Origin of the sequence: Micromonospora sp. NPDC007271, from assembly GCF_040634005.1 — a bacterium.
Taxonomy (GTDB): Bacteria; Actinomycetota; Actinomycetes; order Mycobacteriales; family Micromonosporaceae; genus Micromonospora.
The window spans coordinates 35,608-46,290 of record NZ_JBEYER010000060.1; the positions used below are offsets into that span (position 1 = coordinate 35,608).

The following is a 10,683-nucleotide window of genomic DNA, read 5'->3' on the forward strand; positions in this document are numbered from 1 at the left end:
GTTGGCCGCCATCGCCCCAACCAGGAAATCCTAGTCGCGCCAAGGCACTTCCCGGCAGCGCCTCGGCAGGCAGTCGAGGTCTCCATCGTGGCGTACTCGGCGTAAGAACCCCTGGGGTCCCAAAGAAACATGAGGGAGTCGGGACAGGTTGATCTTGCCGGCGGGTTCCTATCGGGTCGAGTTTCCGCAGCTCAACCACCTGACAGGGCAGATCGGAAAGACTCGTTCGGGGCCTCGAATCGCCGACGCCCCCAACCGAGCCCCCAATGCCGTACCCAGCCGAGCCTCCACTCGCGGCCTGACAACCACAGGGCCGGATCGGCCGCGATGAGCGCCCAAGGCAGATCCTCGCGACCGCTGGCGCCGTCGCCGGATGGCCCGCAGGGCGCGCCGCCAGCCGCGGAATGTTGCGCCGTTGCTGCACCGCTGTCGGCCCTCTGTCAGGGGCTGACAGCGTCGGCGAGCTGAACCGCCCCGGGTTCTATGGAGACCGGCAGTTGGCCCACCCGTCGGGTCAGGTCCTGTGAGGTCGGGTCAGACTCTGTCAGACGGCGGGGCTTGCTGACAGAAGCGCTCGCTCGCCCCACCGCGGCAGCGCAGTCTGGCAGGAGTCGCGGGTCGTGGTCCTGTCACGCGTCGTCCCGGCCTCACAGGCCGGGCGCAAGGTGGTCGGGTGTGACGGCTTCGGCGCGCAGGACGTGCAGAAGCACGCAGCGGTGACGGCGATAACCGCACGTTGAATGGGGTGACGAGGAATGCGAAGGGTTGACCCGATCGGATGATCTCAGCCATCTACGGCTGCGATAGATGTAAGTCATGTGGTCGAAGCGCTACCTCGGAGTCGATCTCGCTTGGGCGGATCAGGCGGGGAGGGTGGCCAACGAGTCGGGGGTCATTGCACTCGACGACAGCGGTCATGTCCTCGACGCCGGATGGACCCGAGGCATCGACCAGACCGTCGAGTGGATAGACCAGCACGCCGTCGGTGGGCTGGTGCTGCTTTTCGTCGACGCGCCATTGGTCGTCACCAACCCTCGCAGGGCGACGGCTGTGCGAGCGACAGGTGGGCCAGCGGTACGGACGATGCCGCCATGGCCACGCCCGCTGCCAGGTTCTTGGGCCGCCCGCAGAATGCCAACCCCCAGTGGCGGCGATCATCGCGCCCGCGGCGGCGGCCCAACGTCGCGACGGGACGATCCATGACTGAAGGCACTCCTGGGATGGCCTTCGTTGGCGACTCCCCCCCGTCGTGGCCTGCCACGTTCGCCGCAGTCAGCGAGGCCTGGCGGCACATCCGGACGGACACGCGAGCGTCCGTCGCCAACGGCGACTGGGATCGCCTGTTCGACACCATGCGCGCCGGCCAGGAGGCGCTCGAGCAGCCCGGCTGGTGGCGCCGAGAGCCCCTCGATCTGTTGACGATTTGCGGAGTCCATCGGCGAGAGCTCTCGCACAGTGCCGCCTTGGCGTGGCTCTGCGATCCCGAAGCCGACCATGGGCTGGGTGAGCGGTTCCTACGTCGGCTTCTTCGTCTCGCCGGCGTTGAGGTCGAGATCACCGACTCCGTGTCTGTGGCAACCGAAGTCATCTGCAGCCGGTCACGCGCCGACGTCGCCGTCGAGAGCGACTCCTGGACGTTGGTGCTGGAAGTGAAGATCGACGCTCCCGAAGCGGATCAGCAGTGCCAGCGCCTGTTCGAGGATTGGCAGGCCGGACCGGATCCCAGGTTCCTGTTCATCACGCCGACCGGCCGGTCACCACGGACTGCCAACACACCCGAGGCGATCGCCGCCTGGCGTCGCGCGTCATGGCGGCAGGTCCTCGAAGCCCTTGACTCCGCGATCGACGAGTCCGACGGTGCGGTCAAAACGGCCGTAAGCCAGTACCGACAGACACTGCATCGGCTCTATGGAAAGAGACATCAGTGACGATCGAGAAGCCGCTTTCCGAGGTCCAGCTAGCCCCGATCGGTGACCCGCGGGTCCGCTTCTACCTAGATCACCAGCAGGCCATCGATACGTGGGCACAGCTACGCGAGGAGGCGAACCAGGCGTTGCACGACCTCCTGCTGGACCTGGTTGACATCCTCGCCAACGACGCGTCATCCCTACCCGACGGTGACGACATCGAAGTCAGCGCGGACACAGATGACCTCCGCAAGCCTCGAATCGTCATCGCCCGACGTCGGTGGATGGACCGCGGTAAGGCAACTGCGGCGATCGTCATCGAGTGGGGCAGGCACGTGATTGATGACCACGGCGAAGCCACCCTGTTCGTCGGCGTCCGGGCCGGTGAACGCGGTCGCCGAAACCAAGCGGTGAGCGCCAAGCTAAGCCGACTCGCCCCGCGGATGCGTTCCGATCTCGGCGGGCACCCGTGGCAACGGGAGGACGATTCCTTCCCGGTATGGCGGTGGGTCTTGCCTGAGGGTACGGGCATCGACGAGCTGGCCTGGATGGCGCAGATCCGGGACGCGGCGTGGCGCTGTTGGAAAATTGCATCCGAACACATCGATCGAATAGTCGGAGAGGAGGCCTGACCGCCAAGGAGGTCTCACTCAGGAGGCAGGACTTGCCGGCGGCCAGCCTCGAGACCTGCAAGGGCAGAAGAGCTGGTGGTGCGCCCTCATCCTCTGGACCTGCGCAGGACTTGCAGCGCAAGACTTACCTGCTCGGGACGACTGATCTTGAAGGTGGAGTATCCAGGCCTGTCGCGTTTGAGGCCAAGCTCGGCGAACGCGCCCAGCCGTGCTGGCTCGCCCCGAACCGTCAGTCGCAGCGACTTGTCACGGGGCTGGATCTTCACCGTCCAGAAGTTGTCTGGAGTCTCGACGAACCGGCCACTCGCCGTGGCATTGAGATTGCCGGGCCAGCGCTCGCGGACTCCCGCGAGCAGTGGCTCTCCGAGGTGTCGAAGGTCTGGCGGGAGTTCGGCCAGAAACTTCTGATCACCCGCTTGCATCCCGGCCGTTTCCTCCTTCTGGCCCCTACTCGACGAGGAACTGACCAGAACAACCCTGGATGAGCTGCCACGATTGAGCACGACCACGGCGGCAGGGGCGAAGGCCAGCTGTCCACCTATTTCAACGGGGGGCTCGGTTAAAAGCAGGACGCTAGTCTCTCCCTCGGAACGCAGCGCTCGAGGGAATACATCAAGGCCCCTGGGGGCGAAAGCAGCTTCGTACACATTGGATGCCAGCCGCTTGCACTCGACGATGATGCGCACGACCAGAAGATACTGCCAGACTTTCTGATCATCAAGCCGAGGTGGCCGCAAGATCGAGTCCGGGGGGCCCGCGGCGACCCGCCCTTCGGACGGTCACGCCAAGCCGGCACCGGGCGGAGTCGTCACTCAGTCTCTAGAGCCAACCGGGGCAGCGGCTGGGCTTCGAAGTCTTCGATAGGTAGCCGTGGCCCGACTGGCCGCTCTTCCCAGCGCTTTCCTTGCTTCGCCCGCCGCTGCTGCCGGTCGTCCTGCGACGTCCACAGTGCCATGTCTACGAGTCGAAGATCAGAAATCAGCTGAACCTCCGGCACAGTCGGCTCCACCAGCGCCCGTAGCTCGGCTATCTCGGGACGATGTGCAGCAATGCCGCGCGCCAGCGCCCGGACGACCTCCGCGATGCGCTCCTGTCGCGTGAGCGATCGCTGCACAGCCCGATCCGAGAATGCCTCGCGGCCGAACCCGAACGCGACGGCAATGTGCCCATCGAGGACGGGAACACTTCGCGGTCGGAAAAGGGCCGCGAGCTTGGTAGCCTTCGGACCCCATACACCAGTGAATCCGAAGGAGCAAGCGGCGATCACCCGATCAAGATCACGCTCTATCATTTCGTCAAGGTCGACCTCGGGCGGAATGCGGCCGAGCAGGGACGCGAACTCACCCCGGCGGCTGCGCTCGAAGGCGGCCGCATCGCCCAGCGTCACCTGTGCGTTCAGCGCATTGGCCAGCAAGAGCGACCAGGCGGTGACCTCGTCAAGCATCCCTGCCTTGCGGGCGTGAATAGCCGCGAGGTCGTAGACGCCCCAGCCGCTCCGCGGATCCGTGCAGTAGGCGAGGATCCGGCGCGCCGCCTTTTCAATGGGCACGGGTCCCAAGACGTCGCCTTCGAATCCACTAGTGAAATCAAGGTGCGCACCAGTGAGAGCCGCAGACACGCCTGCACGTTACCTGCTGACATCAGTCAGCGGGAGGGGGTGACGAACGCCTCGGGTCGGAGGTTCAGGCTGCCGTCATCGGTACTCAGCGACAGGAGCAGCGATCAGCGGACGGCGGCGGTAAATGCCAGGAATGGGCTCGGCTGCCCGCTCCATGACACATGCAGCGCCTCCCGGGCCCGGGTGCTCGCAACGAACAACAAGCAGCGCTCCCGGAGCAGGTCGCTCTCATGCTGCATCGGATCCACCTCGGCCGGCGTGACTTCCTTGGCGAACGGCACCGCGCGCGCATTCGCACCGACCACGGCCACGCACCGGAACTCCAGCCCCTTCATCGCGTGCATGGTGGCCAACCGCACCCCGTCGACGTCCGCCCCGGGCTGGTCTCGTACTCGGACAGCCGGAATCCCGGCGGCGGCTAGTTCCTCCTGCACAGCGCCCAGGGTGATGTTGAACCGGGCGCACACAGCGATCTCGCTCGCCTGAACGCCCTGCTTCAGCCACTCCCCCACCCGCTCCACCAGCGCCGCGACCTCGGCCTGGCTCGTCGGATACCCCACGGCATGGGGTCGCTTGCCGTGGAGCAGCGACCGATAGCCGGCGAGGCTGTCGTCGCCGTCACCTCCGAGGTCCTCGACTCGCGACCCGACGAGCACTCCGGTGGACCAGGAGAGGATCTCCTCGGTGCTGCGGTAGTTGATGCGCAGGCGGCTGCTGCGCCCGGCGACGGAGATGCCGAGCGCGTTGAGCGAGACCCGGGAGTCGTAGATCCGCTGGTGCGGGTCGCCGGTGATGAAGAGGTCGTCCGGGCCGGGCGCCACGGCGGCCCGCAGCACCCGCCACTGGGCGGGGTGCAGGTCCTGCGCCTCGTCGACCACGACGTGGTGGTATCCGTGGACGGTGAGGTCGGCGCCACCGAGCAGCTGCGCCGCCCGGGCGCAGATCTGCAGGTGGGTGGCGTTACCGGCCGCAGAAAGCTCCTTCTGGAACATGTCCACGGCGTCCCACACCCGGTCGCGCTGCCGCGGGCCCAGCGCTGACCCTCTACCGCGCCGGCTGGCCGCGCGGTACTCCTCCCTGGCCTGCACGTTGTGGGCCAGGATGACGTGGCGGAACTCCTGGGCGAGGAACTGCTCGGTCCACGGCAGGTTCAGCCGCCGGCACACCCGCCGCCAGACGTGCCGCTCGTCCGCGTCCCCGATCGGGGTGGGTACCCGACCGGCGAGGGCCCGCACGATGCGGTGCGCGAAGGCGTTCACCGTGGTCACTTCCACCCGCGCCAGCTGCTCGTCGTCGCCGAGGAGCAGCCCAAGGTTCTCCCGCAGGGTCGCGGCAAGGGCATTGGTGTACGTGGTGAGCAGCACGCGGCTGTCGGCGGAGCGGGACAGCAGGTGCTTGACCCGGTGCAGCGCGACCACCGTCTTGCCCGTGCCGGGCCCGCCGGTCACCTGTGCCGGCCCGTTGTAGGACACCCGGTACGCGACGCGCCGCTGGGACGGGTGGAGAAAGACCCGCCAGGCCGCGAACGGCTTGTCCAGGATCTCGGCAAGTTCATCGGGTCGGGTCACCAGGGTGATCCGGCTCTTGGTGTTCGCGATCGCCGCCGCCAGGTTCTCAGTCGGCTCCGGCGTCGCATTCGACGGTCGGCGCTCGGCCACGACGTCCCGGTAGACCTCGTCGGGTGAGAAGCCCTCGGCGAGGTACTGCAGGACCTCGAACTGGTCCTCGGGCAGCAGCGTGCCGAACGCTTCGAGCTGCTGCTTGTCGATGATTGTCCGGACGGCCCGCAGCACCTGGTCGTCGATGCCGAGGTCGCGCAGCACGGTGTCGGAATACCGGGCGAAGAGCAGCGTCGGCGACTGCGCTGCCGCCTTCTCCAGCGCCGGCGTGAGCTGCTCGATGGCGACGACGTTGCGTACCTCCAGCGCCCGGGTCGCCGTGTTCACCGTGTAGAGCTGCTTCGCGGCCCAGCCGTACGCGCTGTCGTGCGGCACGACGTTGAGCAGCAGGAAGGTGTCGCTGCCGTCGTCGGGCGCCAGCACCACCCCGCGCCAGAAGTCGGTGATCCGGATGGTACGCATCCGCGGGTCCCGCGCGTTGTTCACCGACTCCAGGTGCAGGCCCTTGTCGGCGTGCAGCTCGGCGATGCTGAGCTGCTGGAACTTCTCCATCGCCTTGCGGACCCCGGCCTTGACCGGCTTCTCGAGGACGTCGTAGCTCTGCCAGAAGCTGTTGGCGAAGGCGAGCTGCGGCACGGCGGACCTCCTGGAGGTGATGGCGGCGGAGGCGAGACTAACGGTCCTGGCGGTGGCTGTCCTGCGGCGTCGGGCAGGCGCCGCAGGACACGGGTGTCAGGGGCAGAGACGAGTGCCTAGACCGCGACGAGACTGTCCGGGGTGGGCGCCTGCGCGCGGTCGTAGAACCAGTGAAGATGGTCGAGCAGCGCCTCCCGGGCGTCGGCGTCGGCGAGGACCGTCAGGGGGAAACCCGGACGTAGGGCGATCTTGGCGGCGGCGATGTCGACGCCCGGCAGCTGGTTCAACCGCTGGCGCAGCTCCTCCCGCAGGGTGACGTCGTCGAACGGCGGGCGCACGCTCAGGTGCTGGAACACCACCTCGAACTTGCCGCTCGGGTAGATCGCCGCCGGCCAGATGTTGCCCAGTTCGTGCTCCTTGCCGCGCGCCATGAGGAAGCAGGAGGTCTCCCCGCCGGTGCCGTAGAGCAGGGTGCCGCCCATCGAGGTCCAGGCTTCCAGTACGACGAGTGTGGCGGTGGCGACGGCCGGGCCCTGCAGGGCGGTCACCTGTCCGATGAACCGCTCGCTGTAGGTGCGGTCGTCGTCGGAGCGCGGCCGAGGCAGCCGCTCGGGCAGGTCCTCCGGCGTGAGACCGGCGAGCTGAGCCAGTTCCTCGGTGCCGATGCGCTGGGTCTGGTCGGCCCGGCCGTACTGGTCGAACTCCACGCCCTCGGCGCGCAGGACGTCCCGCGGGTCGTCCTTGCGTTTCGCGTCCGACCACCGGAAGTTGGGCGAGACGGTGCCCTCGACCTGCAACACGCGATGGGCGTTCGGAGCCGGGTGGGTCGCGAGCCGGGCACCGACCGGCACCGGGTGGCTGCCGATCAGCGCGGCCAGATCACCGTACGTGGTCCAGGAGCCGGCCGGCAGCTCGGCGAGGGCCTTGGTCATGACCTCCCACGGCACCTCCGACTGCTGCTCAGCCGCTTGTTCCGTCGGTCCCGGCCAGATGGAGGTGATGCGGTCGGCGAGAGCGTCGGCGCGGGCGTGGATCTCGGGGCGCCCCCACCGATCCTGCGTGACGATCTTCTGGCTCAGCCTGATCCCGCTCCTGGCGAGCTCGACGCGCTTCTCGGCGAAGGACTTGTTGCTCAGCTCCGAGTTGTAGCCGGTGAGGGTCAGGTTGCCCAGCGTGTGCACCAGGGCCTCGTACGCCTCGTCGAAGTTCTCGTCCGGCCCGAGGTCGGCGGCGAGCATCTGCCGCCACTCTGCGGTCGGGGTTTGCGGCAGCACGTGCTCGATGGTCGCCTTGTCCAGCGCCACGGGCTCCTTGCTGCCGTACGCCTCCTCCAGCCACTGGAGGATCAGCTTGCGTTGGTGCGCCCGGCCGTTGAGGTAGTACGGGATCGACCGCACCGCGGCCCGCACCGTGGCGTCGCTGGCGTAGTACTTGCGCCCGGTCGACAGGTACGCCCGCACTGCCTCGTCCACCGGCAGGCTCGTGTCCATCTCGGTGACGATGGCGAGCAGGATCCGGTTGATGTTGGCGGTGGCCCGGCCGATCAACAGCCGCCGGACGAAGAAGCTCTCCACGTACAGCATCGCCGAGGCGATCTGCTCCGAGGTCGCGGTGCCCTGCTGGCGGCGGTCGAGCAGGTGCAGCAGGAGCGGGTAGACGGTGGTCGTGCCCCAGGCGCTGAGCCGCGCCAGCCGCCGCCGTACGCCCGGGTCCTGCTCCTCGGCGGGGTGCAGGATGACCCGGAGCAGGGCGCCGAGGCGGCTGAACCGCTGCACCTCCGCTTCGATCTCCTCCTCGGAGCGCAGCCGGTTCAGCCGGGCCTGCTGGGCCGAGTAGACGTCGGTCTGCTTGACCCGCTGGTCGCGGTGGACCAGGTCGAGCCAGAACAGCAGCTCCAGCTGTTCCGAGGTGAGCCGCTTCTGCAGCGGCAGCCACAGTGACTGGTAGACGGTCTCGCCCCGGGTGGGCAGCCGCATGAACAGGTAGTTGCGCAGCAGGTCGGCCTGGGTGAGCTTGAGGCCGGTGTTGTTGAGCGACTCGAAGATGCGATGGACGTTGTCGCCGGCCTGGGCGGTGACGGAGACCAGCGCGAGGCCGGAGATGACGGCGTTCTCGATGCGCTCGATGTCGAGCGGGTCGTCCGGGTCGTCGGCGGCGGCCAACTGAGCGACGAAGAAGCGGTACGCGGCGCCCACCGGGTCGGCGCCCCCGGCCTCCGGGGTCGAGTCGAGGCAGGCCAGGTAGGGGGCCCGGTCGGCCTGGGTGGGGACGAGCTTCAGCCGCTGCGATTCCGGCTTCCACGGGTTGACCAGGTACTGCTGGTTGAGCCGCTCGCGATGCATCGGGTCCTCGTGCTGGGCACGGTGGTCGCGGATCGCGCAGAGCAGGATGGTCAGGGTGGTGAGCCGCTGCTGCCCGTCCACCACCAGGTATTCGGCCACGCCCGCCGGGCTGATGGTCGGGCTGGGCGCGAGCACGAGGGAGCCGATGAAGTGGGTTGCGTCAGCGTCGTGCACCCGGTCCTCGGCCAGCTTCAGGATGTCGTCCCAGAGCCGGGCGAGCTGCGACTTGGTCCACGAGTAGGTGCGCTGGTAGAGCGGCACCTGGTACTGCTTCGAGCCCTCCAGCAACTCCTGCAGCGTCGTCTCCCGTGCCGCGACCATGCGCCGGCTCCTTCTCTACTTCGGACTTTCCCCTGGACCGGCTAGACAACCAGACCACGGGCGGACGGAGCAACCCGCGCCGAGGGCCCGGTGAGAGTGCCCCCCGGGCCCGACCGTGCCCCGCCGCCGGTGCCACGTCGGGGCCGCTGCGGGTGCTGGTACCCGGGACATCGCGAATCCACGTATGACGGTAGCTGAACGTCCAGTGAAGTTGGTCTTTCGCTCGACCCATTGATCGGCTAACTTGCTCCCCAACGATCCGCCGAACGGGCGATCGACAACCGATGCCCCGCAAGGGCGCGGGGAGGAGGAGGGGGCATGGCTACTTCCGTACGTGCCAGGAGGTTCCTGGCAGTCGGGTTCGCCGCAGCGGTTTCGGTCGCCGCGGTCGGCGTTGGCGCGGCGGCGAACGCCGCTCCAGCAGAGGGCACGGTCAGGGCCGCCAATGGGGCATCGGTAGCAGGCAGCTACATCGTCGTGCTGAAGGACGGGGCCGGCGACCAGGTGGCCGCCGTGGCCCAGGAGCACGGCGCGTCGATGACCCACCAGTACCGCAGCGCGCTGAAGGGCTTTGCCAGCCGCATGTCGGAGCAGCAGGCCCGCAGGCTCGCCGCGGACCCGCGAGTGGCATACGTGCAGCAGGACGGCATCTTCAACGTCACCGCCACCCAGACCAACCCGCCGTCGTGGGGTCTGGACCGCATCGACCAGCGGAACCAGCCGCTGAGCAGCTCCTACACCTACAACACAACCGCGGGCAACGTCAAGGCGTACATCATCGACACCGGCATCCGGGTCACGCACAGCGACTTCGGTGGCCGGGCGACCTGGGGTACGAACACGACCGGAGACGGTAACAACACCGACTGCAACGGGCACGGCACGCATGTGGCTGGCACCATCGGTGGCGCATCCTATGGTGTGGCCAAAAACGTGCAGCTCGTCGCCGTCAAGGTGCTCAGCTGCAGTGGCAGCGGCACCACCGCCGGCGTCGTGGCCGGTGTCGACTGGGTAACCGCCCAGAAGAACAGCAACCCGAGCCAGCCGATGGTGGCGAACATGTCACTCGGCGGTGGTGCGGACACCACGCTGGACAATGCGGTGAAGAGGTCGATTGCGGCGGGCGTGACCTACGCGATCGCAGCGGGCAACGGCAACATCATTGGCCTCGCCCAGGACGCGTGCAAGTCGTCACCGGCGCGGGTGCCCGAGGCGATCACGGTCTCGGCGACCGATAACACCGACAAGAAGGCGTCGTGGGGGAACTACGGCACCTGCGTCGATCTGTTCGCTCCGGGCGTGAACATCACGTCGGCCTGGTACTCCAACGACACCAGTAACAACACGATCAGCGGCACGTCGATGGCGACGCCGCATGTGGCAGGCGCAGCCGCGCTCTATCTGGCCAACAACCCGTCGGCGTCGCCGGCAACGGTGGCCGCGGCCATCAACAGCAACGCCACCACCGGTGTGGTGTCCTCGCCAGGCAACGGCACCCCCAACCGCCTGCTCTGCACGCTCAACTTCTGACCGACATCCAGGTATTCAGTCGGCCGGCCGTCGATGACGAACCCGCCGCCCTCGAAGTGCAGTTTCAGCTCGGCCCCG

Annotated in this window: 7 protein-coding genes; 3 read left to right on the top strand and 4 right to left on the bottom strand. The window is 67.8% G+C overall.

Features of this window, described 5'->3' with window-relative positions; translation table 11 throughout:
- The first annotated feature begins 1,199 nt into the window (after positions 1-1,199).
- Positions 1,200-1,928 (top strand): PD-(D/E)XK nuclease family protein, encoded by a 729-nt coding sequence (locus ABZ570_RS21475; protein WP_358066256.1) that lies wholly within the window; start codon positions 1,200-1,202, stop codon positions 1,926-1,928.
- The gene (locus ABZ570_RS21480; RefSeq protein ID WP_358066259.1) at positions 1,925-2,539 is read left to right on the top strand and encodes a hypothetical protein; all 615 of its coding nucleotides are present in this window, start codon (positions 1,925-1,927) and stop codon (positions 2,537-2,539) included. Before ABZ570_RS21475 ends, ABZ570_RS21480 begins: the two co-directional genes overlap by 4 nt.
- A gap of 86 nt (positions 2,540-2,625) precedes the next feature.
- Here the strand turns inward: ABZ570_RS21480 and ABZ570_RS21485 are convergent, their stop codons facing one another.
- The 4 genes from ABZ570_RS21485 to ABZ570_RS21500 form a co-directional block, all read right to left on the bottom strand.
- A complete protein-coding gene (locus ABZ570_RS21485) occupies positions 2,626-3,225 on the bottom strand; it encodes a hypothetical protein (RefSeq protein ID WP_358066262.1) in 600 nt (199 codons plus the stop codon).
- 122 nt (positions 3,226-3,347) lie between these two features.
- A complete protein-coding gene (locus ABZ570_RS21490; RefSeq protein ID WP_358066265.1) occupies positions 3,348-4,157 on the bottom strand; it encodes a DUF6308 family protein in 810 nt (269 codons plus the stop codon).
- Positions 4,158-4,261: 104 nt separating this feature from the next.
- Complete coding sequence (locus ABZ570_RS21495) at positions 4,262-6,412, bottom strand: UvrD-helicase domain-containing protein (protein WP_358066268.1); 2,151 nt, start codon at positions 6,410-6,412, stop codon at positions 4,262-4,264.
- Positions 6,413-6,528: 116 nt separating this feature from the next.
- Complete coding sequence (locus tag ABZ570_RS21500) at positions 6,529-9,075, bottom strand: DUF262 domain-containing protein (RefSeq protein ID WP_358066271.1); 2,547 nt, start codon at positions 9,073-9,075, stop codon at positions 6,529-6,531.
- 318 nt (positions 9,076-9,393) lie between these two features.
- On the opposite strand from ABZ570_RS21500, the gene ABZ570_RS21505 reads away from it, so the two are divergent.
- Positions 9,394-10,605: a S8 family peptidase gene (locus ABZ570_RS21505; protein WP_358066274.1), complete on the top strand. Its 1,212-nt coding sequence runs from the start codon at positions 9,394-9,396 to the stop codon at positions 10,603-10,605.
- The last annotated feature ends 78 nt before the right edge of the window (positions 10,606-10,683 follow it).